18 protein-coding genes are annotated in these 20,564 nt (G+C 60.1%); 5 read left to right on the top strand and 13 right to left on the bottom strand.

The features are described from left to right. Positions 1-8 precede the first annotated feature (8 nt). Both AC1Z36_RS10880 and AC1Z36_RS10875 read right to left on the bottom strand, forming a co-directional pair. Positions 9-1,490, bottom strand: coding sequence for a 5-methylcytosine restriction system specificity protein McrC (locus tag AC1Z36_RS10880; protein ID WP_483561250.1), 1,482 nt, complete (start codon positions 1,488-1,490; stop codon positions 9-11). 2 nt (positions 1,491-1,492) lie between these two features. Beyond that, positions 1,493-3,073, bottom strand: a complete 1,581-nt coding sequence (locus tag AC1Z36_RS10875; protein ID WP_105661429.1) for an McrB family protein — start codon at positions 3,071-3,073, stop codon at positions 1,493-1,495. A 195-nt stretch (positions 3,074-3,268) separates the two neighbouring features. Here AC1Z36_RS10875 and AC1Z36_RS10870 point away from each other — a divergent pair, with 195 nt between their 5' ends. The 5 genes from AC1Z36_RS10870 to AC1Z36_RS10850 all read left to right on the top strand — a co-directional run bounded on the left by AC1Z36_RS10870 (position 3,269) and on the right by AC1Z36_RS10850 (position 9,195). Next, complete coding sequence (locus AC1Z36_RS10870) at positions 3,269-4,516, top strand: sensor histidine kinase (protein ID WP_105661430.1); 1,248 nt, start codon at positions 3,269-3,271, stop codon at positions 4,514-4,516. Next, on the top strand, positions 4,513-5,130 hold the full coding sequence (locus tag AC1Z36_RS10865; protein WP_105661431.1) for a response regulator: 618 nt from the start codon (positions 4,513-4,515) through the stop codon (positions 5,128-5,130). The genes AC1Z36_RS10870 and AC1Z36_RS10865 overlap by 4 nt, the downstream gene beginning before the upstream one ends. Positions 5,131-5,217: 87 nt before the next feature. Continuing rightward, positions 5,218-7,344, top strand: a complete 2,127-nt coding sequence (locus tag AC1Z36_RS10860) for an MMPL family transporter (protein ID WP_483561963.1) — start codon at positions 5,218-5,220, stop codon at positions 7,342-7,344. Next, positions 7,337-7,780: a DUF2871 domain-containing protein gene (locus AC1Z36_RS10855; protein WP_181149005.1), complete on the top strand. Its 444-nt coding sequence runs from the start codon at positions 7,337-7,339 to the stop codon at positions 7,778-7,780. Before AC1Z36_RS10860 ends, AC1Z36_RS10855 begins: the two co-directional genes overlap by 8 nt. Positions 7,781-7,956: 176 nt before the next feature. Next, a complete protein-coding gene (locus AC1Z36_RS10850) occupies positions 7,957-9,195 on the top strand; it encodes an exonuclease domain-containing protein (RefSeq protein ID WP_105661433.1) in 1,239 nt (412 codons plus the stop codon). Positions 9,196-9,285: 90 nt separating this feature from the next. Here the strand turns inward: AC1Z36_RS10850 and AC1Z36_RS10845 are convergent, their stop codons facing one another. The 11 genes from AC1Z36_RS10845 to AC1Z36_RS10795 all read right to left on the bottom strand — a co-directional run bounded on the left by AC1Z36_RS10845 (position 9,286) and on the right by AC1Z36_RS10795 (position 20,439). After that, positions 9,286-10,740: an FAD-dependent oxidoreductase gene (locus AC1Z36_RS10845; protein ID WP_105661434.1), complete on the bottom strand. Its 1,455-nt coding sequence runs from the start codon at positions 10,738-10,740 to the stop codon at positions 9,286-9,288. A gap of 17 nt (positions 10,741-10,757) precedes the next feature. Beyond that, entirely contained in the window at positions 10,758-11,537 is a 780-nt protein-coding gene (gene cobA, locus AC1Z36_RS10840) for a uroporphyrinogen-III C-methyltransferase (RefSeq protein WP_105661435.1), read from the bottom strand. Further along, positions 11,530-12,387 (bottom strand): ABC transporter permease, encoded by an 858-nt coding sequence (locus AC1Z36_RS10835; RefSeq protein WP_105661436.1) that lies wholly within the window; start codon positions 12,385-12,387, stop codon positions 11,530-11,532. Before AC1Z36_RS10835 ends, cobA begins: the two co-directional genes overlap by 8 nt. After that, on the bottom strand, positions 12,359-13,102 hold the full coding sequence (locus tag AC1Z36_RS10830; RefSeq protein WP_105661437.1) for an ABC transporter ATP-binding protein: 744 nt from the start codon (positions 13,100-13,102) through the stop codon (positions 12,359-12,361). The genes AC1Z36_RS10835 and AC1Z36_RS10830 overlap by 29 nt, the downstream gene beginning before the upstream one ends. Beyond that, the gene (locus AC1Z36_RS10825) at positions 13,102-14,199 is read right to left on the bottom strand and encodes an ABC transporter substrate-binding protein (RefSeq protein ID WP_483561249.1); all 1,098 of its coding nucleotides are present in this window, start codon (positions 14,197-14,199) and stop codon (positions 13,102-13,104) included. The genes AC1Z36_RS10830 and AC1Z36_RS10825 overlap by 1 nt, the downstream gene beginning before the upstream one ends. Next, positions 14,186-15,481: a sulfate adenylyltransferase subunit 1 gene (locus AC1Z36_RS10820; RefSeq protein WP_105661439.1), complete on the bottom strand. Its 1,296-nt coding sequence runs from the start codon at positions 15,479-15,481 to the stop codon at positions 14,186-14,188. The genes AC1Z36_RS10825 and AC1Z36_RS10820 overlap by 14 nt, the downstream gene beginning before the upstream one ends. 1 nt (position 15,482) lies before the next feature. Then, positions 15,483-16,406, bottom strand: a complete 924-nt coding sequence (cysD, locus tag AC1Z36_RS10815) for a sulfate adenylyltransferase subunit CysD (protein ID WP_483561248.1) — start codon at positions 16,404-16,406, stop codon at positions 15,483-15,485. 10 nt (positions 16,407-16,416) lie between these two features. After that, on the bottom strand, positions 16,417-17,139 hold the full coding sequence (locus AC1Z36_RS10810) for a phosphoadenylyl-sulfate reductase (RefSeq protein ID WP_105661441.1): 723 nt from the start codon (positions 17,137-17,139) through the stop codon (positions 16,417-16,419). Further along, positions 17,136-18,836 carry a nitrite/sulfite reductase gene (locus AC1Z36_RS10805; protein WP_105661442.1) on the bottom strand — a complete coding sequence of 567 codons (1,701 nt, stop codon included), beginning with the start codon at positions 18,834-18,836 and terminating at the stop codon, positions 17,136-17,138. Before AC1Z36_RS10805 ends, AC1Z36_RS10810 begins: the two co-directional genes overlap by 4 nt. A 67-nt stretch (positions 18,837-18,903) precedes the next feature. Further along, on the bottom strand, positions 18,904-19,644 hold the full coding sequence (locus AC1Z36_RS10800; RefSeq protein WP_105658469.1) for a sirohydrochlorin chelatase: 741 nt from the start codon (positions 19,642-19,644) through the stop codon (positions 18,904-18,906). A 30-nt stretch (positions 19,645-19,674) separates the two neighbouring features. Then, positions 19,675-20,439: an SDR family oxidoreductase gene (locus tag AC1Z36_RS10795; protein ID WP_105658468.1), complete on the bottom strand. Its 765-nt coding sequence runs from the start codon at positions 20,437-20,439 to the stop codon at positions 19,675-19,677. Between the last annotated feature and the right edge of the window lie 125 nt (positions 20,440-20,564).

Genomic DNA, 20,564 nt, shown 5'->3' with positions numbered 1-20,564 from the left:
CGAACTTGTTAACTGCACTGGCCCTTCAACCCGGTATCACCCGAACGATCTGCGATAAAGTCCAGCAAGCGCTCAATCTCATTAGGCTCGACCGGTATCGCCGTTTGCCCGGGCTTCGGAAACGGAAGATTCATCGCACCGACCCTCCCTCCCCGGTTCGCAATAGCTGACGTCATGCATACGCGAGGTGATGAATCACCGGTAGATGGGTATGCAAGCACTGCCGGAGCATTCCAAAGATTTGCATAGGCGTAAATCTGGTACTGGTCTGCCATCGATGCGCTGGTAACGAACTTTTTAGATTTCTTGTACTTGCCGTCGATAAGCAGGACTGAACACCCCGGAGTATCAGCGTAGTCAATGTGGATGTCGACATTTTTCGACACTCCCCCATGAAATAGCACTTTGTTGCCAGGACTCCTATTGACGCGATATTTTCGCGTCGTATCAACGGCTCTGGCCACCAGATCTTCCCAGATCTCGCTAGTTGCAATCTTGAACGTGAAGACCACGCCGTCAGCGTCCTCATGGGTCGGCTCTGCCAGCGACACGTGATCGTTCAATACCGCCAGTGCCAATCGGTACACCGCGAGCAACCCGCGATTGCGCTGGCGAGCCGCATCCCGCAATGGGCGCCGTACGATTTCAGCGACGGATCCAATGGAAACGTCATTCAGTCTCGCGTCAATTTCCAGCGCCAAATCAACAAGCAGGTCATCACCGTTGACCTCTTGAGAGCACTGTTCAACCGCAAGTCGAATCGCTTGCCAGATTTGAGTGTCTCCGTCTAGATCGTCGAATGTACACCATATGGGCAATCTTCGATTTGCCTTGCGTTTAACAAGCTCGTTGATCATCAAACGACCTCGAACGGCTGCCAAGGGTTCGGAGACCGGAATGAACTCCGGCCTGCGCCGTGCGACTTGAGCTTCTGCCAGGAGCAAGAATAACTTCATGAAAGCCTGACGCGCCTGCGGTTCGCGCATCATGACCGAAATTCCAAGAGGTGGGTCATTGACTACTGGCTGCAATTTGTCACGGATCAATTCCCAAAATCCGGCCAAAATACTCGACCGCGTTGGCTCCGGGGCACGCGAGGCCACAGCTGGAGGAACCGAACGCGTCCAAAGCGCGTCTCTGACGCCGTCGTCATCCTCATCAACTTGAACAGGTCGGCACAAGCGACTCAGCGCTTCGGCGCACTGGCCATTCAATCTTAGATAGTCCATTTCATAGAGGACTAGGGTGTCTAAATCTGAGCCTGTGGATTCGCTGTCAAACTTCCAAGCGCGCGGCACGATCTCAGCTGCTTCTGAATCCCGCCATGCTTTCGGCAAGACGTAGATGAAGATTGCGCGGCTATCTGCTTCGTAGGACTCCGTCCTTTTCAAGACGGTGAGCCCAATTCCGTTTCCACGTGTGCTGGCTTGAAACCACTTAGGCTCCTCGTTGGCTAAGCGGCCTTGTACAGTCGGGAGTTCGGTTTCCATGATCAAGATTCGGTACGGTTCGATGGAACTGTTAGGAATCTTCGTCCAAGTCCACGACCGTGCGCATAGAGTCGCATCTGGTTCGGCAGCTGGGCTTCTTCCTCATCGAAGAATGCTTTTACCGTTTCAGCGCTGAGATTGAAAATATGGGCGATCTCGGCCAGTTGCTGCACCAGCGCTTCCGCAATGTCCTTCGCTGTTGCATCGGTAGTGAAAAAATATGAGTGCCCCAGCTGTGCATCCGGGCCCACTTCGTCGTTTAATTTCTGGTTGACACACTCGTGCCACGCAATTACCTTGTCGAGTTCTTGAGACCGATCTTTTCCCAAAGCTATCGCTAAGCGCTGCCCTGCCAGAACTTCTTGAGTCTTCCACCAGAATCGGCGACGCAGCGCTAGGTCTATAGTGCCAACTGAGCGATCAGTTGTATTCATCGTTCCGATAATGTGCAGGTTTGGCGGAACAACCAAGTGCTTACGGTTACCTGGCAAACTTGTCTGCAATTCCACGCTGTTGAGTTTCGGTTGTTCGTGCAGTTCAGAGTCTGTAAGCACCGTGTGGAAGTTCTCGGTCGGCCAACACCAATGCTCAAGGGGATCATGCAGCCCCACACCAGTATCCGCCTGCACAGCCGACCTCTTGCTTGGTTCGATCACCATCAGGAGATCGCCAAGGACACGTGCGGTATTAGCTCGGTTGATTTCATCGAGGAATAGCAAGTAGTTCTGTTCAGGATCCCTGGTCGCCCGTTCGCACATCCGCAAGAATGGCCCAGGTACGACTTCAAATGAATCTGATTTTGGCCGCAATCCCACGACGAAATCTTCGTAGGAAGTCGAAGGATGGAAGACTAGAACGCTCGTCCGGTTGCTGTAGGCGACTTTGAGCGCTTCAAGGGTGTGCGTTTTTCCGCTTCCAGCGACACCTTCGAGAATGACGTTTTTGTAGGTGTCGAGATCGCTAATCAGCTGATCAATATCAGTTCCGGCTGGGATCAGTTCTTCCTCAGATTCGCCTGGTGCAAAAGCAACAACTTTCGCATTTTCCTGCATCCATCGGCTAAATCCTTGTTTGCAAAGTTCAGCATCTTGCGTCGTTCCCTTGAGTGCTTCAACAGGGAACTTGATCCACACGTAGCTATCTGGATCTCTGCTATCCTCCGGACCGGACTTGCGCCTAAGGTTTTCGATCATGGTGCCAGCTGCCAGCAGGTGCGGAAGCGGGTTATGTGCGAGATCCCATTGATCCACCAGCTCACGTGGTGACTTCGAATACGAACCTTCGCCCGGCCAATCAGGATCCAACAGACGCAAGAAGGAACTGATATCTTCGCGAATGACGACAAATTGCTTTAGCGGTTCTCCCGGCACAGCAGTCGCTTCGAACTTGCGCCCCAGAGCTTCCAGGCAGGTGGACGTCACCTTATCCGCCTGAAGTTCGTCGTCATATCCGAAGATGCAAAAGACGGTTGACCGCATCTGGGCACTCAGCGTGCCATCAATCCGTACCTGATTGAATATCTGACGCACCTGTACCTCAGCAGGCTCTTCCAAGAGCCGAACAGTTCCCGTGTTTACAGACATTGGCGCCTCTTCTACCAAGGGATGAATTCAATACTCACATCCGGCTCTACGACTATCGTCATCTTTGCACACTGCGTCGCGTCGCGGAAGACTAATATTTCGCATCAACTGCGGTAGGTTCTAACCCGAATTCTTCAACGAGGACTAAATGATCTTGGCACCTGCGCGATCCGTGGTTTTAGTAGGCTTGCGTCCATGAGCACTCCCGCGCCGTCTTGGGCTGGCCCGCAGAACCAGCCTCGTTATTTCGGCTCCCCCGCAATTTTGCGCTGGGGACAACACCTGGTCACCTTCATCCTGCTCCTCATCGTGCTGTTCAGGGCCTTCGCCAACGGGGAGAACCCCTGGCTCTGTCTGGGCATCTCGATCCTGTTCATCGCGTGGTACTGCGCCGGATTCATTCGCATGGCACGCAGCCACGCGAAAAATATGCCAGCCTGGTGGTTGGCGGTCCTGCTGGGCATCTGGGTGGCCAGCCTCGCAGCTTCCCCCGAATTCATGTGGCTCGCTTTCAGCCTCTGGTTGTTGCTCGGCCACCAGCTCCCCTTAGTGCCCTCGATCCTGTGGTCGGTCGTCGTCTATGCCTTCACCATCCTCGCCCCGTACCTGCACAACTCAACGGTTACACTGGCAGCGGCAGCCGGCCCCTTGGTTGGCGGGCTATTCGCCTGGGGCATCTCCCGCGGATACCTGCAGATGGAACGCGACGCGGAAGCACGTACTTCCCTGGTGGATTCCCTGGTGCGAGCCCAGCAGGAAATGGCAGACCTGCAAGGAGAATTGGCCCGCTCCCAGCATGAGGCTGGCATCGCCACCGAACGCACCCGTCTGGCCCGCGAAATCCACGACACCGTCGCCCAGCAGCTCTCCTCCATCGGATTGCATGCCAAGGCGGCCGAAGCGTCCAGGGATCCCGAAGCTGCCACGGCGGCCCTGAGCCGCATCGATGAGCTTTCCGGGCAGGCTTTGACCGATTTGCGTCGCATCATCGCCGCCCTGGCTCCGGCAGAACTCGATTCCCAGGCGCTCGCCGGAGCCTTGGGCCGCGTCTTGGAGAATTTCAAGGCCGATTCGAAGTTGGAGACCCGATTGGATATCGAACCGGGGCTGCCCACTTTGGATCCGAATGTGCAGATCGCGCTGCTGCGCACCATCCAGTCCGCCCTGTCCAACGTGCTGCGCCATGCCCAGGCCTCCACGGTGGCGCTCAGCCTGGGGTCCAGCGGCGACGAAGTACGTTTGGATATTGTCGATGACGGCATTGGCTTCGTTCCCAATACTGGTCGCGTTCAAACCAGTACGCACACCGGAGGCTTCGGCCTCACCGCAATGAACCAGCGCCTGCGCGAACTCGGCGGCGGTTTGGATGTCGAGAGCTCACCCGGTGAAGGCACCGCCCTGTGCGCCCACCTTCCGCTTCGCTTAGCAAAGGACAACTCATGATCCGGATCCTGCTGGTCGACGATCACCCCATCGTGCGGACCGGCCTGCGCGCGCTGTTCGAGAACTACGACGACATCGTTGTCATTTGCGAGGTTTCCAGCGGCGAGGAAGCGGTGGAATTCGTCAAGGCCAACACCGTCGATGTGGTGCTCTGCGACCTGCGTCTGGGTGCCGGGATGAATGGCGCACAAACCACCGCGGCGATCCGCCAACTGGCCAAACCGCCTTATGTGCTGATCCTGACCACCTTCGACAAGGACTCAGAGCTGCTCGCTTGCATCGAAGCTGGAGCTGCCGGCTACCTGCTCAAGGATGTCAGTGCCCAGACCATCGTCGAATCCATCCGCCAAGCCTCCGCCGGGCACATGGTCCTGGCCCCGGAGATGACCCAGCGCGTTGTCGAGGGCATGCGCCGTCCCAAAATCGAGCTCACCAAGCGCGAAAAGGACGTATTGGTCCAACTGTCTACCGGTGCCGGCAACAAGCAGATCGCCAAGGCCCTGTTCGTCTCGGAGGCGACGGTCAAAACCCACCTGGTCCACATTTTCGACAAGCTCCAAGCAACTACGCGTACCGACGCGATCAACAAGGCCAAAGACCACGGACTGCTGTAGCTGATCAACAGAATCCCGGTGACACGCCGGGGTGCATCTCAACCTTTCGATTGAAGTTTTACTCACCCCTTTCCACGATGGCCTGACCTGCGAAATCTCGTTAACTGGAACTATGAAAGTTCCAGTTATCCCCGGATCGGCGATTCGCTGACCAACCGCCGCGGAGCCCGCATTTGGGCCGCCGGCATCTTTGCAGTAGTTCTCGTTCTCTTTGGTGCGCTGAGCAGCATCCAAGCCCCAACCCGTGCGGCCAGCTCCCTGGTCGAAGCCTCCGAATCGGCACAGGTCGCCGAAATCCTGGATGCCAACACCAGCGATTCCCAGAGCTCGGCTTTGCTGGTGGCCAACCGCACCGATGGCCATGCGTTGAGCAATGCCGACACCGCTGCCCTTGATGAGCAGACCGCGGCGCTAGGCCACGACGCGGAGGTGTCCGCCGGCCGCACCATGGCCAGCGAAGACCAGCAGGCAGCCATGGTTCCGCTCACCTGGGATACGGTCTCCGATACGGCCGACCGCCAGAAGCTGGATGAGGTCCGCAACTGGATCCAGGCCCATCCCATTCAGGGGCTGGCCGTGCAGGTCACTGGTTCTACCGCCTTCGCAGTAGATATCACCAATGCCTTCGCCGGGGCGGACTTCACCCTGCTGGCCGTCACGGTGGGCATCGTGGCAGTCTTGCTGATCCTCACCTACCGTTCGCCGGTACTCTGGCTGATCCCGCTGGTCGTTGTTGCCATCGCCGATCGCAGCGCCTCCCTGGTGGCGAACCTGCTGGGCAACGCCTTCAATCTGCACTTCGACTCCGGCGTGCTCAGCGTGCTGGTCTTCGGCGCCGGCACCAACTACGCTTTGCTGCTGATCTCCCGTTACCGCGATGAACTGCAGAAGAATACTGACCACCGCCAGGCGCTGTCCAAGGCGTGGGCGGCCAGCTTCGAAGCGATCCTGACCTCCAACCTCACCGTAGTGCTGGCCCTGCTGACCTTGGGACTGGCCGTCATGGAAGATACCCGCGGGCTGGGCATCGTCTGCGCCGCTGGCTTGCTGATCGCTGCGTTCTTCGTGCTCTTTGCGCTGCCACCGATCCTGGCCTTCGCCGGGCGCACGGCATTCTGGCCGCTGGTCCCCCGCCCGGGACAGGAAAGCAAGAAGGAAAACTTCTTCGGACGTGCTGCTCGTGCTGTGATGACCCGTCCGGGTCTGAACCTGGCAGCATTGGCGATCTTGCTCATGGTGCTGGCTGGAGCGTTGACCGGCACCCGTATCGGCCTGGACCAGACCCAGCAGTTCCGTACCGCCACCGAGTCTTCCAGTGCCATGCAGACCCTGGCAGCGCACTTCCCCGCAGGTGAAACCCAGCCGATCACCGTGTTGGCGCAGGGAACCGATGTCCAGGTCCTGCGAGATGAATTCTCTGGAGTCGACAACGTCAAGCGTGTTGGCGAATCCTCCCAGCTCGGCACCACGCCATGGCAGCAGTTCTCTGTCATCTCGGCTGTCGATCCCAGCTCGGCCATGGCACAGGACCTGGTAGCGGACCTGCGCGGTGCTGCGGCAACCGGCAGTACCGGGCAGGTGCTCATTGGCGGGCAGAGCGCCGAACAGCTTGATTCGCACCAGATGCACCTGCGCGACCTGTTCGTGATTGCCCCGCTGATCATGGTCATCTGCTTCGTGATGCTCGGCTGGCTGACCCGTTCCTGGCGAACCGCACTTGCCTTGGGTCTGGTGAATTTGCTCAGCGCGGGCGCCGCCGTCGGCTTGGGTTCCCTGGTTTCCTCGGTGGTCTTCGAGGCCAACGCTCTGGATGTCCAGGTGCCGCTGCTGGCCTTCGTCTTCTTGGTCGCCTTGGGCGTGGATTACACCATCTTCTTGACCCAGCGAGTCCGCCAAGACTCGCAGGTGCTGGCGCTGGGCGACGCAGTGGTACTGGCCGCAAGCCGCACCGGTTCGGTGATCACCAGTGCCGGGCTCGTGCTAGCAGGTGTCTTCGCGGCACTGGCAACACTGCCGCTCACGGTATTAGGCCAGCTCGGCCTGATCGTAGGACTCGGCGTCCTGCTGGACACCTTCGTCGTTCGCACCCTGCTGCTCCCGGCGCTGTTCGCAGTCCTGGGCTCAGGCAAGCATCCACTCTTCGGCACAACTTCCTCCGCTGCAGAAGCAACTGCAGAACCAACCGTTCAGAAAGAAAACAAAATCAATGCGTAAGCTCGTGAATTTCTCCTTCGCCTACATGGTCCTCGGTGTAGCTTCCGGTCTTTTCTACCGTGAACTCACCAAGATGAACGGCTTCCCTGAAGGCCAGTGGACCCAGCTCTCCGTAGTCCACACCCACCTGCTGGTGCTGGGCTTCATCATCTTGCTGCTGGTGCTCCTTCTGGAAAAGGCCTTCGGCCTGAGCCAGCACCGCAAGCTCTTCGCGTGGTTCATGGGCACCTACAACGCGGGCGTGATCCTAACCGCGGGCATGCAGCTCACCCACGGCATCATGACCGTACTAGGCGTTGAGTCGTCCAAGATGATCTCGGGCATCGCGGGTCTTGGCCACATGTCGATCACCGCAGGCATGATCTTGCTGTTCATCATGCTGCGCCGCAGTGTCGGCACCCCGAAGCCAACCCAAAAGGTCGAGATGGCCGGCTAGCCCAGCCAAGTACCACAGCGGAACTGACACTCGGTCCAGACGAAGATCGTCTGGGCCGAGTTCGCTCGCGCTTCTGGCACCCACCGCCAGGACCCCAAGATTGGCCACTTGGCTAAGGATAAAATGATCCGCTGCTGCTATAGATTGAACTAACAATCTTTCTCCCAGGAGCGGTCATGAGCGACGAATTCTTTTCCATCGTGGATACCGAAACCACCGGCCTGTTCCCCGGAGGGAACGACCGCATCGCCGAAATTGCGATAGTCACCATGAATCGGCAGGGCACGATTGTCGACTCGTGGGAAACACTGATCAACCCGCAACGCGATCTTGGCAAGCAATCAATCCATGGCATCCAGAGCCGCGACGTGCTCGATGCACCCAGCTTCAAGGATCTGGCAGAAGAACTGCATTGGAGGCTATCGGGCACAGTGCTCGTGGCACACAATCTTTCCTTCGATTCCAGATTCCTTGAGGCTGAATTCCGCAAGTGCGGCCTGCCGGTGCCCGAGACCTTCCTGGCGCAAGGAATGTGCACCATGCGAATGTCCCACCGCTACCTGCAAGGCGCAGGCCGCTCGCTTCAAGACTGCTGCGATTCCTTTGGCATCGAGTTGCAACAGGCTCACAGCGCAGTGGGAGATGCGACGGCCACAGCGACATTGCTTTCGCGCTACATGGAACTGGATCCCGATGAACCAGAATGGGACGGACGACTGCGTTTAGCCTCGACAGGGCGGTGGTTTGATTCAACGCCGCGCTCGCGCGTCGTTCCAGTTAAGCGGTCCCAGTACAGAGCTGAATCTGCCGGGCATTTTCTGGAAAAGCTTGCGACCCGGTTGCCGGAATTTTCGGGCACGGCTACGGAGGAGAACTACTTGGCCGTACTGGATTTAGCTTTGATGGACCGCTACGTATCAGCCCATGAAGAAGCCCAGCTGCTCCAGGCCGCCACTGAAATTGGTTTGGATAAGCACCAAGCGCTGAGATTGCACGAACTGTACTTCCAACAGCTTGTCGCAACGGCTTGGTCCGATGGCGTACTGACCGAAGACGAAATAGCCGATCTGGCGAAAGTCATCGGATTGCTAGGACTTCCGCCGCAGCTAATCGAGGTAGCCAAGGTGGCGCCGGTGGCTTCCGAAGATCACGAACCCATCCGCGAGCCTCAGGGCAATCATCAGATCGATCTCGGCGCCATGGTGGTGCTCACCGGCGATATGACTCGTCCGCGTTCGGAGATTGAAGCTCAGCTTGCGTCCGCAGGGTTCGCCCCTCATCGCGCGATCACCAAGAAAGTAGCCTTGCTGGTGGCCGCGGATCCTGACTCGCTCTCCGGCAAAGCCAAGAAAGCACGCGACTACTGCATCCCTGTTGTCGGCGAAGATTATCTCTGGAACACCCTACTCCGCTGACACCTGCGCCAGGTACAGCAATGGGCGATGTCCCCCAGCAATGATTTGCCGAGGGACATCGCCCATAGTTGCTAGAGCCCGGGGTGAAACTTACAGGCTCTCAACCAATTTTTTTGCCGAAGAGAATTCCATCATCGCTTCGCGCTCTACGACCTTGACGCGGTCGCGAGTGATCTCGCCGAAGCGAGTCGAAACGGTGCCGGCTGCGGCGCCCAGTTCCTTCTCGTGCGCGTCCAAGTTCTTCCAGCCATCCCAGTTGGAGAAGTTCACGCCGCGGCTTTCGAGCAGTTCCGAGATCTTCTGGGAAGAATCCGGCTGCGCCAGCTTAGTGAGGTCTTCAAGCAAGTGGGTAATGGTCTCCAGGGCGTCGCCCTTGGTGTGGCCAATCAGCCCAATCGGGCCACGCTTGATCCAGCCAGTGGCATACAGGCCGGGAACGTGAGCGCCGGACGCGTTCAGCACGCGGCCTTCCATGTTGGGCAAAACGCCCTTGGCCCCGTCGTATTCAATGTCGTCGACTGCCGAACCGAAGTAGCCGACGGCACGGTAGATGGCCTGCAGCGGGTACTCGACGAATTCGCCGGTGCCGCGTGCGCCGCCATTTCCGTCGAGCTCGTTGCGCTCCACCTTCAAGCCGGTGACCTTGCCATCTTCGCCCAATACCTCGACTGGCGACTGCAGGAAGTGCAGGTGCAGGCGGCGCGAGGCGCTTGGAGCTTCTTCACGCTCTTCCTGCTCGATCAGCCAGTTGGTCAGGGTGGAGACCATGGTCTTGGTCTGGTTATTGGTCTTCATGGCTTCATCCGAAGCCTTGTCGAACTCGAAGTCCTCTGGGTACAGGACGATGTCAACGTCCTTGGAGTGCGAGAGTTCGCGCAGTTCCAGCGGGGTGAACTTCACCTGGGCCGGGCCACGGCGGCCGAAGACATGCACGTCGGTGACGGCCGAGTCATTCAGCTGCTCGTAGATGTGCTCAGGGATTTCGGTTTCCAGCAGCTGGTCAGCATGCTTGGAAAGGATGCGGGCCACGTCCAGGGCAACGTTGCCGTTGCCGATGACAGCAACTTCCTTGGCGGACAGGTCCCAATTCTTGTCAACATCTGGGTGTGCGTCATACCAGGACACGAAGTCGGCGCCGCCGAAGGACCCTTCAAGATCGACACCTGGGATGTTCAGGTCAGCGTCCTTCTGGGCGCCGGTGGAGATGATCACTGCGTCGTAACGGGTATGCAGGTCTTCCAGCGAGATGTCGCGGCCCAAGCCGACGTTGCCGTAGAAGTCGATCCAGTCGTTGTCCAGCACCTTGTGCAGGGCGTTGATGATGCCCTTGATACGCGGGTGATCCGGGGAAACTCCGTAACGGATCAGACCGAATGGCGTAGGAAGCTCGTCAAAGAGATCAACGTGCAGCTTCAGTTCGCCCGATGCGACCGGCTGGCTCTTGTTGAGCAGGTCAGCGGCGTAGATGCCGGCCGGACCGGCACCAACGATGGCAACACGCAGCGCCCGGGAATGGAGGTGCTCAGGGACGATAATTTCACTCATCAAACAACTTCTCTTTCTTAGTCAACGAATGAGGCCGGCGCGGTGGCATCGGCATTCTCTAGCGGCAGGAGGTCTACCAGTTGGTCGGAGGCTTCCGGGGCTAGCCGAACGACGTCACCAATAACGATAACGGCCGGATTCGCCACTGCGGCCTTGCGGGCGCGCTTTACTATCCCTTCTAGCGTACCGATAGTTGTGCGCTGCGTCTGTGAGTAACCTCGCTCAACTATCGCAATCGGTGTACTTGACGGTAAACCACGGGTAAGCAATGTCTCAACAATTTGTGGCAAATTCGATACTCCCATCAGCACCGCAAGGGTGTGATCAGAGCGGATCGGCACGTCCGCGAGTTCGCTGTGTCCACTGACTACGGTAAAACCGGCCGCAATTCCCCGGTGCGTGACGGGAATGCCAGCGGCCATGGGCACGGAGACTGCACTGGTAATGCCGGGAATCACACGCGTAGGGATCCCGTATTTCGCGGCGTGGAGCAGTTCCTCGCCGCCGCGTCCAAGTACAAACGGGTCGCCACCTTTGAGGCGAACTACCCGCTTACCTTCTAAAGCGTACTTGACCAGTAATTCATTGGTTTCATCCTGGGTTTTGACGTGGCAGCCTGGTGACTTGCCCACATCGATGACAACCACATCATCGGAAAGTTCTGCCAGCAACGCGGTAGGTCCCAGCTTGTCGGCCAAAACCACTTCCGCGGCAAGCAGGGCCTTATAGCCGGCGATGGTAATCAGCTCGGGATCCCCCGGTCCACCGCCAATCAGGGTGATATGCCCTTTAGCCATAGTTTTCTCCCGTTCGGGTCATTCCTCGATCGCGCAACAGCTTGCGTTCAATCGGAGCGAAAAATAATAATTCGATCAGCACACCCACCAGCAGGATGGTCAAGATCACCAGCATGACCAATGGCAGGTCTGCCAGATCGCGGCCCCGTTGCAGCAGTGAACCGACGCCTAGGGCCAGTGAACCGCCCACGGCAATCAATTCGGCAGCCATCAACGAACGCCAGGCGAAAGCCCAGCCCTGACGCAGTCCGGCTACATACCCTGGCATGGCAGCTGGCAGCTCAATGTGCAGCACATGCTCCCATTTGGAGGCACCGAGCACCTTAGACAAGGACTTGTACTGCGCTGGAATCATGTCGATCCCGGCGAGCAGGCCATTGATGATGGATGGAATCGCGCCGAGCAGCAGAACCGTGTAGATGGTCGCATCGCTCAGGCCAAAAAGAATGATGGCTGCGGGAACCCACGCAATAGAGGGCAATACCTGCATGGCCGATACCAGTGGCCCCACCCCCTTGCGCAACAGCGGCTGATGCGCCAGCAGCAACGCCAGCGGGGTGGAAATAATCACGGCAATCGCAAATCCGCTCACGGCGCGGAACAACGAATTGCCCACGGCCGCAACCAATGATCCATCTGCCAGCAGTTGCGGAAGCTTAGCCGCGACAGCCAGTGGACCGGGAAAAAGGTCTTCGCGCAGTGGGCTTGCCCAGGAAATAATTTGCCACAGGCTCAGAAGCACAACCACAGTGAGCAAGGGGGCAACCCATGAATCGAGCTGGTTGTTCGGGCGTAGCTTGATAACGCGCACGGGTTTGAACCTAGTTCGAGATTCTGTCAGTGAGCTCATGTTTCCGCTGCTCCTTTCTGAGAATCGTGGTTAGTTCATCGGCCAATGCGGCGGCCTCGGCCGGGTTATTGCGGAGTTCGCCGGTGATCCGGCGAGTCTCCAGGATGCGCCCGGGGTGCGAAGAAAGCACCAGAATGCGGCCGGAGAGGCGAATCGCCTCACGCACATTGTGGGTGACGAAGATGATGGTTTTGCCCGTTTGCCTCCACAAGGCCCGCAACTGCTCATGGAGCATGTCACGCGTGATGGCGTCCAGGGCGGCAAATGGCTCATCCATCAACAGAACCTGGCGGTCCTGAGCCAAAGCCCTGGCCAAAGCTACGCGTTGGCGCATGCCGCCAGAAAGTTCATGCGGCTTCTTGCCGCTTGCATGCCCCAGCTGAACGAGGTTGAGCAGTTCCTCGACGCGTTGCTGGCGTTCCGGAGCTGGCTTCCCCGCGAGCTTGAGCGCCAGGTCAACGTTCTCGCTGGCTGTCAGCCACGGCAGGAGGTTGGCATCCTGGAACATGAATGCCGCGCCGTCTTCAGGTACTTCAAGCCAGCCGGAGCTGGGCGGCAGTAACCCAGCAATCATGTTGAGCAAGGACGACTTGCCGCAGCCTGAGGCCCCCAAGACAGCGATAAACTCTCCGTCTTCAATTTCTGCACTGAGGCGATCTATGACCAAGCCAGTGCCTGGATAGCTCAGGGAAACTTCATTCAGCCGTACTCCCATTACTTCTCCTGCTGTTCAAGAAAACGCGTATCCACGAGTCCGTCTGCGTTACCGCCAGACCCCACTCCTACGGCCAATGCGTGGTCCACGAGTGACTGGTAGGTTTCAGGCAGGGGGTCCTCGCTGAAGTGCACCTGCTTCAAGGCTTCAGCGATCACTGATTTGTCAAAGGAACTTCCGTTGGCTTCGACCAAAGCTTTCTGCACAGCCGCCAACTTCTGTTTTCCGTCCGCATGATTGAGCCAATCGATGGCTTGGGTATTTGCATCGACCAGCTTCTGCACGGTTTGCGGATGGCTAGCCATGAATTCCTTGGAGACCACCAGAACCGTTGTCGGGAACTTGCCGTCGGGCCAGAGCTCGGCTTCATTCACCAAGCGGTGTCCCCCGTTCTTCTCGACTAGCAATGAAGCGTAGGGCTCCGGAAGCCAAGCACCGTCAATTTCACCGCGGCCGAAAAGCTGTGCGACGGTTCCATTGGAGCTCGGGGTCACTGTGGCGTCCTGTTTCAAGCCCTGGCCCTTCAGGTAGCTGCGCAAGGCAACATCCTGGGTTCCGCCGAATTGCGGGCTGGCCAGATTGCTGCCGGCCAGTTCCTCGGGCTTAGTGATCTTCTTGTCGACAACCAGGCTGGCTCCGCCGTAGGCGACGCCGGACACCACGTTCAACGACTCGCCATCGCTGGACAGGTAGCTGTTCAACGCCGGGTTTGGCCCCAGATATGCGACGTCGATGGCCCCCGAGTTCAAGGCTTCTACGGCTGCCGGTCCCGCGTTGAATATCTGGCTTTGGACACTGGTACCGTCTTCTTCAAGGTGATCTTGGAGAAGACCTTCGGACTGGGCGATCAAGGCCGGAGCATGGGTGAGGTTGGCGAAATAGCCAATCTTCAGCTCATCTGCCGGTCCGTGATGTGCCGCCTGCGCTGGTACTTCATTTGGTCCCGGAAGAAACGTCGTCGCCACAGCAACTGCGCTCAATGCTCCGACCGCCGCCAGCCCGAGGAAGCGTCCTCGGAAGCCGGTCTTCTGCCCATGAGCCGTCAGCCGGACCCGCCCTTGGTTTCTTGTTGGCTGGCCAACATCAGGCTGCTTCATTATTTTCCTCGATGATCCCCGCCGCAAGGGTGCGCCCCGTAGCTGGATCGATTAGCAGGAAGCTTCCGCCAGTGCGCGAGGTGGCGTACTGCTCGATGGCCAACGCTGCCTGGCTGCGCAAGGTGATCCGGCCCAGGTCGTTGAGCTCCAAGGAGTGGGCGGGCTGCTGCGAATAGTCGGCCACGTTGATGACGTATTCGATGGTTGACAGCTTGGCTGCGGCGACCTTGGTACCGTGCTTGATCAACAGCCGTTGGCCGCTAGTGAGCTTCACTGGGTCCAATACGCAGATGTTCGCCTGGAACTCCCGGTGCGCGGTTGGCAGTTCGCCGGCGACGATGGTGTCGCCGCGGGCAATATCCAAGTCGGTCTCCAGCTCGACAACGATGGCGTCGCCGGCCTGGGCGCGGTGCGCGGTACCAGCAGGGGTGCTGATGGCCTTGATCCGGCTGCTCACCGGCTGGCCGTTGGAGAGCACCTGCACGGACTCCCCCACGGCCAAGCTGCCGTCAACCAGAGTTCCGGCATATCCGCGGTAGTCGCGGTACGCGTCCGGGTCCAGGCCTGGAGCCAAGGCGCCCTGCGGGCGGATCACGTACTGGACATCCAGACGGGCAGTGCCCCCGCCGAGCCGCGGCTCGATGTCCTCTAGCAGCCCGAGCAAGGTCGGGCCGGCATACCAGTGCGCGGAAGCCGAAGGATCGACGATGTTATCTCCCTGAAGCGCGGAGACCGGGATGACGGTGGTTGACTTCAGGCCGAGTTCTCCGGCGAGCGCGAGTACTTCGGCCTCGATCTGGCTGAAGGCCGCTTCGTCCCAGTCGATCAGGTCCATCTTGTTCACGGCGATGACCAGTTGCGGAACCCGCAGCAAGGCGAGCACGCCAAGGTGGCGCCGGGTCTGCTCCAGCACGCCGTGCCTCGCGTCAACCAGCACGATCGCCGCGTCTGCGGTCGACGCGCCGGTGACGGTGTTGCGGGTGTACTGCACGTGTCCGGGGCAATCGGCCAAGATGAAGGACCGCTTGTCGGTGGAGAAGTAGCGGTAGGCCACGTCGATGGTGATGCCCTGCTCGCGTTCGGCGCGCAACCCGTCGGTGACCAGCGCGAGGTCCAGGGTTCCGGCGCTGCCGCCGAAGCCGCGTTCGGCGCTGGTACGGGCCAGGTCATCGAGCGAGTCGGCGAGGATGGCCTTGGCGTCATGGAGCAGGCGGCCCACGAGAGTGGACTTGCCGTCGTCGACCGAACCGGCGGTAGCGATGCGCAATAGTGTGGTGGTCATCTTAGAAGTACCCTTCGGTCTTGCGGTCTTCCATTCCCGCGGCGGAAACACGGTCGTCGGCGCGGGTGGCTCCGCGTTCGGTGATGGTGGCGACGGCCAATTCATCGAGCACCTTCGCCACGGTGTCGGCGGCGGAGAGCACCGCACCGGTGCAGCTGGCGTCGCCCACGGTGCGGTAGCGCACCTGCTTGACGACGACCGGCTCATCGGCGTTGGGCTGACTGACGCTGGTCAGTGCCCGCCACATGCCGTCGCGTTCGAAGACCTGGCGGCAGTGCGCGAAGTAGATCGGCGGCAGCTCGATGTTCTCGCGCTGGATGTAGGCCCAGATATCGCGTTCGGTCCAGTTGGAGATCGGGAAGGCGCGCACATGCCAATCCGGCTCGTGCCGCCCGTTGTACAGGCTCCAGATTTCCGGGCGCTGGTTGCGCGGATCCCAGACGCCGAACTCGTCGCGCAGGGACAGGATGCGCTCCTTGGCGCGGGCCTTGTCCTCATCGCGGCGCGCCCCGCCGAAGACCACGTCGAAGCCGTTGGATTCGATGGTGTCCAGCAGGACCCGGGTCTGCAGGCGGTTGCGGGTGCCGTCGGGCAGCTCGGCCAGCTCTCCGCGGTCGATGTACTCCTGCACGGAGCCGACGACGAGGTTCAGCCCGTACTTTTCCACGACCGCGTCGCGGAAGTTGAGCACCTCGGCGAAGTTGTGGCCGGTATCGATGTGCACGACGGGGATGGGCACGCGGCCCGGGGAGACGGCCTTGGCCAGCAGGTGCAGGACGACTACGGAGTCCTTGCCGCCGGAGAACAGCAGTCCGGGCTTGTCGAATTCGGCGAGCACTTCGCGGATGATGTGGATTGTTTCGGCTTCCAGGGCGTCCAGGACGCTGCGCTGGGTGCCTGCGGGCGCGTTAGCGGTGATGGTCATGATTCGCTCCTTAGACGTGGATTCCGCATTCGGTTTTATTCAGCCCGGCCCAGCGGCCAGCCCGCGGGTCCTCGCCCTCGGCTACCGGCCGGGTGCAAGGCTGGCATCCGATGGACGGGTAGCCGTTGGACAGCAGCAGGTTCACGGGTACTTGGTGCCCGGTGGCGTAGTCGATCAGCTGATCGAAGCTCCAGGGCGCCACGGGATTGAATTTGACCAGTCCGTGCTTCTCGTCGAAAGCGACCAGGGGCGTGTTGATGCGGGTCTCAGCTTCGTCACGGCGTACCCCGGTGAACCACGCGCTATATCCGGACAGGGATCTGGCCAGCGGGTCCATCTTGCGCAGCTGGCAGCAGGCGGCCGGATCCCGGGAGAACAGGTCCTTGCCGAACTTCGCATCCTGTTCGGCCACGGTCAAGGCAGGCAGCACGTCGACGATGTTCACGTCCAGCGTGCGAGCCACTTCGTCGCGGGTTCCGTGGGTTTCGGCAAAGTGGTAACCGGTTTCCAGGAACAGCACATCGACCTTGGGCAGCTGCGCGCAGACCAGGTGCGGCAGCACGGCATCGGCCATCGAGCAGGCCACCGCTACCTCGTCGGCGTCGAGGTGCTCAGCTGCGAAAGCGACGACCTGGTCCGCTGTGGCATCCCCGCCCAGCTCGGCGGCGCCCAGCTTGGCGATGCGCCGCAGTTCAGCCTCGCTGCGGGTACGTACTGGGGTCGGCTTGCTCATTTCAGCTCATCCTCTTCAGCTCGGTGGGCCCAGGCAGCGAAGGATTCCCCTTCGGCAGCCGAGGCCGAGTAGTTCTTCACTACCCGCTCCACGTATTCGGGCAATTCATCAGCCGCGACCTTGAGCCCGCGCACCGTGCGCCCCAGGGCGGCTTCGCCATTTTCGAAACCGGCCAGGGTGCCACCGAGGTGAACCTGGAATCCGGAGACCTGTTCTCCCTGGTCGTTGGTAATCAGCTGGCCCTTGAATCCGAGGTCCGCTGTTTGGATGCGGGCGCAGGAGTTCGGGCAGCCATTGACGTGCAGAGACAGCTGGCGAGGCAGCTTGCCCTCGTGGTCGGCCAGGCGATCCTCGATTTTTGCTACCGCGTCAATCATGGTGTCTTTGGTGTCCACAATGGCCAGCTTGCAGAATTCGATACCGGTGCAGGCAATGGCCGAACGCTTGAACAAGCTGGGGAATGCCTCCAGGCCCAGGGCGCGGGCCGAAGCGACGAAGTCCTGCACCTGCTCTTCGGCGATGTCCAGGGCGATGATCTTCTGGTGCGGGGTGGTGCGCAGCCGGGTGGATCCATGGGCTTCGGCCAAATCGGCAAGGCCGGTCAGCGCGGTACCGGATACGCGGCCAGCCGGAGCGGTCAACCCGATATAGAACTTGCCGTCCTTCTGCTCGTTGACCCCGCTGTGGTCTCCTGCTTCGGTGGGCTGCTCCGGCAACGGGCCGTCGGGCAGCTCGTAGCCCAGGTACTCATCTTGCAGCACCTGGCGCATTTTTTCCGTGCCCCATTCGGCCAGCAGGAACTTCAGGCGTGCGCGGTTGCGCAAGCGGCGGTACCCGTAGTCACGGAAGATGGAAACTACGCCCTCCCAGACATCCGGTGCCTGCTCTTCGGTCACGAAGGCGCCGAGGCGTTCGCCCAGGCGGGGGTTTGCCGACAGCCCGCCGCCAACCCACAGGTCGTATCCGGGGCCGAGCTGCGGGTGGACGGTGCCGATCAAGGCGATGTCGTTGATTTCGTGGACGACATCCTGGCTTGGGTGGCCGGTGATGGCGGTCTTGAATTTGCGCGGGAGGTTCGCGAATTCCGGCTTGCCGATGTAGCGGCGGGAAATTTCGGCGATCACCGGGCTGGGATCGATGATCTCGTCCTTGCTGATGCCTGCCACCGGAGAGCCGAGGATGACACGGGGCACGTCGCCGCAGGCCTCGGTGGTGTGCAGGCCGACGGCTTCCAGCCGCTGCCAGATCTCCGGGACATCGACGACGTCGATCCAGTGCAGCTGGACGTTCTGGCGATCTGTCAGGTCGGCGGTGTCGCGGGCGAAGTCGGTGGAGATCTGGCCGATGACGCGCAGCTGCTCGGTGGTCAGGGCGCCGCCGTCGATGCGCACGCGCAGCATGAAGTAGCGGTCTTCAAGTTCTTCTGGGCTCAGCGTCGCCGTCTTGCCGCCGGGGATCCCCTGGGCACGCTGGGTGTAGAGGCCCCACCAGCGGAAGCGGCCGTGCAGATCCTCGGGTTCAATGGAATCGAAGCCCTGCTTCGAGTAGATTTCCTCAATGCGCTGGCGCACGTTCAGGCCGTTGTCGGCGGCCTTCATCTCTTCGTTGGCATTCAACGGGGCAGGGCCGTCGATTTTCCATTGGCCGTTGGGTTTTGCCGCTCTTGTGGAGCGAACTGGTGTGGTTGTCTGCGTCATGTCCACCAGCGTAGGAACTGCCCCCAGGAGGTCGGCAACCTGCCGGTGTCACATGGCTACGCGTTGCCTAACGAGTTAGGACTTCGTCATCTGGAGACATGAAAAGCTCCTCTTCGAGCGCCTTTTGCAGTCGCACAAGGAAACATTGAGCAATCATTACGTCAGGAAGCAGGGGGCTTGTCACCACGCCTGCCCCCGTGCTAGCCAGCTTCTGCTGGAAGAATCCGTCGGCGAGCAGCGAGCTGAGCACGAGCACTGGACGCGCGGCAGCATTTCCCACGACGTCAGCGATCCGCGGCTGGGCCCCTGCGCAGTAGCCCACCTGCACTTCGCGCTCCAATAGGACAGCGAGCTGCTCGGCGAGATTCTTGACCTGGTTTTGGCCGACTTCCAATCTCGTGCCCGCCGCCGCCAAGACAACGAGCGGGTCGTTGGCCAGGTGCCCTGCGGCGCGTTGCGCCAGGACTTGGGCCAGCTCCGGCAGCGGACCCAATGGCAGGGCGGCGGAGGTTCCCGCGCGCGAGGCGACCGCCTGCGCAATGTCGTGCGTCGTATGAACGCCGTCGGAGACCAGCAGCGGCAAGACCACTGCCGGCTCGCCTTCAGGCAAACCGGCGATAACCGTTTCAAGCCGGGGCTCTTGGACATCCACATAGGCTTCGTGCCAGACAAGCTGCACCGGGAATCGCTCTTCGCTCCGCCGTTCCAGGTCGGCACGCAGATCATGGATTAGTTGCTGCCCGTTGGCGTTGTCCGTGCCGTGGGATGTTGCGACAACATGTATCTTCTGCTGGGTCGCTTGACTCATGAATTGATCCTCACCGATGTTGTTGGGCGCCTATTTGGCGCTGCGCACTAGCTTGTGGTTGGCGGCCTGCGCCTGCGGGCGGATGACAATTTCATCCAGATTCACGTGGGCCGGGGCGCTGACCGCATAGCGGATGACTTCGGCAACGTCTTCACCGGTCAAGGGATTCTCCACACCGGCGTAGACGTTGTCGGCGGCGCTCTGGCTTCCCAGACGACGGAGCGCGAACTCTTCTGTCTGCACCAGGCCGGGCAGGATCTCGATTACCCGCAGCCCGTTCTCGACTTCTTCAAGACGAAGCGCCTGGGTCATGGCACGTTCAGCGGCCTTTGCCGCGTTGTAGCCGCTGCCGCCTTCGTAGCTGGCCAGTGCGGCGGTGGAGGTAACGTTCAAGACGGTGCCTCGCGCCTCGCGAAGCTGGGGCAGCAGTGCACGGGTCAAGCGCATGGTTCCCATGACATTGGCTTGCCACATGAAGTCCCAGTTGTCATCGACCGCGTCGGCCCAGGTTTCGGTTCCACGCGCACCGCCGGCGCAATTGACCAGCGTATCTGCGCCGCCATGCGCGGTGACCGTTTCTACCAGTGCGTCGACATCTGCCTGCACGCTGACATCTGCTGGCACCGCGATCGCACCGCATTCAGCGGCGAGCTTTTCCAAGCGGTCTGCCCGGCGGGCTACTGCGAAGACGGTCCATCCTTGTGCGCGCAACGCACGGACTGTTGCCTGGCCAATTCCGCTGGAAGCTCCGGTAACAACGGCCGAACGGGAAGAAGTCTTATCTGTAATTGTCATACGTCAACTGTAGAACCAGATCATTACCAGTTGGTAAGGCATGAATTTCTCTTACATTTCATGCGGCAAGATTTTCTTCCGGGCCAGGGCCTGGAATCCAGGGCGGCGAGCGTCGGCGGTGCCGC

Source organism: Glutamicibacter sp. BS14, assembly GCF_056934375.1.
The sequence above is the reverse complement of the archived record's forward strand: the minus strand, read 5'-3'. Positions and strand labels throughout refer to the sequence as shown.

What these genes read in the sequence shown, in the direction of transcription:
- cobA (WP_105661435.1), bottom strand. Translation starts at nt 11,537, where the DNA reads ATGGCTAAAGGGCATATCACCCTGATTGGCGGTGGACCGGGGGATCCC.
- AC1Z36_RS10835 (WP_105661436.1), bottom strand. Translation starts at nt 12,387, where the DNA reads ATGAGCTCACTGACAGAATCTCGAACTAGGTTCAAACCCGTGCGCGTT.
- AC1Z36_RS10865 (WP_105661431.1), top strand. Translation starts at nt 4,513, where the DNA reads ATGATCCGGATCCTGCTGGTCGACGATCACCCCATCGTGCGGACCGGC.
- AC1Z36_RS10805 (WP_105661442.1), bottom strand. Translation starts at nt 18,836, where the DNA reads ATGACGCAGACAACCACACCAGTTCGCTCCACAAGAGCGGCAAAACCC.
- AC1Z36_RS10855 (WP_181149005.1), top strand. Translation starts at nt 7,337, where the DNA reads ATGCGTAAGCTCGTGAATTTCTCCTTCGCCTACATGGTCCTCGGTGTA.
- AC1Z36_RS10830 (WP_105661437.1), bottom strand. Translation starts at nt 13,102, where the DNA reads ATGGGAGTACGGCTGAATGAAGTTTCCCTGAGCTATCCAGGCACTGGC.
- AC1Z36_RS10870 (WP_105661430.1), top strand. Translation starts at nt 3,269, where the DNA reads ATGAGCACTCCCGCGCCGTCTTGGGCTGGCCCGCAGAACCAGCCTCGT.
- cysD (WP_483561248.1), bottom strand. Translation starts at nt 16,406, where the DNA reads ATGACCATCACCGCTAACGCGCCCGCAGGCACCCAGCGCAGCGTCCTG.
- AC1Z36_RS10820 (WP_105661439.1), bottom strand. Translation starts at nt 15,481, where the DNA reads ATGACCACCACACTATTGCGCATCGCTACCGCCGGTTCGGTCGACGAC.
- AC1Z36_RS10825 (WP_483561249.1), bottom strand. Translation starts at nt 14,199, where the DNA reads ATGAAGCAGCCTGATGTTGGCCAGCCAACAAGAAACCAAGGGCGGGTC.
- AC1Z36_RS10810 (WP_105661441.1), bottom strand. Translation starts at nt 17,139, where the DNA reads ATGAGCAAGCCGACCCCAGTACGTACCCGCAGCGAGGCTGAACTGCGG.
- AC1Z36_RS10850 (WP_105661433.1), top strand. Translation starts at nt 7,957, where the DNA reads ATGAGCGACGAATTCTTTTCCATCGTGGATACCGAAACCACCGGCCTG.
- AC1Z36_RS10875 (WP_105661429.1), bottom strand. Translation starts at nt 3,073, where the DNA reads ATGTCTGTAAACACGGGAACTGTTCGGCTCTTGGAAGAGCCTGCTGAG.
- AC1Z36_RS10880 (WP_483561250.1), bottom strand. Translation starts at nt 1,490, where the DNA reads ATGGAAACCGAACTCCCGACTGTACAAGGCCGCTTAGCCAACGAGGAG.
- AC1Z36_RS10800 (WP_105658469.1), bottom strand. Translation starts at nt 19,644, where the DNA reads ATGAGTCAAGCGACCCAGCAGAAGATACATGTTGTCGCAACATCCCAC.
- AC1Z36_RS10845 (WP_105661434.1), bottom strand. Translation starts at nt 10,740, where the DNA reads ATGAGTGAAATTATCGTCCCTGAGCACCTCCATTCCCGGGCGCTGCGT.
- AC1Z36_RS10795 (WP_105658468.1), bottom strand. Translation starts at nt 20,439, where the DNA reads ATGACAATTACAGATAAGACTTCTTCCCGTTCGGCCGTTGTTACCGGA.